1 pseudogene is annotated in these 431 nt (G+C 72.6%); it reads left to right on the forward strand.

Annotated elements, in window-relative coordinates:
* Nucleotides 1-431, forward strand: a pseudogene (locus AC5RUJ_RS18455) (4-(cytidine 5'-diphospho)-2-C-methyl-D-erythritol kinase); the annotation flags it as partial.

Genomic DNA, 431 nt, shown 5'->3' on the forward strand with positions numbered 1-431 from the left:
GGAGTGACCGTCGGCCTGGGCGTCGGCGACCGGCTGACGCCGGCGCTGGCGCGCAGCGAAATGCACTGGGTCCTGGTGCCCGCCTCGTTCGGTTTGTCCACGCCCAAGGTCTACGCGGTGGCCGACGACCTGCGCGCCCGCCGCGGCCACGTCCCGGTCGAACCCGAGCAGGTGGACCCGGCGATCCTGCAGGCAATGCAGTCCGGCGACGTCCACCAGTTGGCCGGCTGCCTGCATAACGACCTGCAGGAGGCCGCCATCGAGCTGGCCCCCGAACTGGCCGATATCCTTGAACTGGGCGAGGCCGAAGGCGCGCTGGCGGGCTTGGTATCCGGGTCCGGGCCGACGGTAGCTTTCCTGACCGCCGGACGGCGCGAGGCGGCCGAGCTGGGGCAGCGGCTCGCGGATGTCGCCGGCGTGGTTGCCCTGCC

The sequence above is a fragment of the Arthrobacter sp. Y3223164 genome (genome assembly GCF_059091005.1).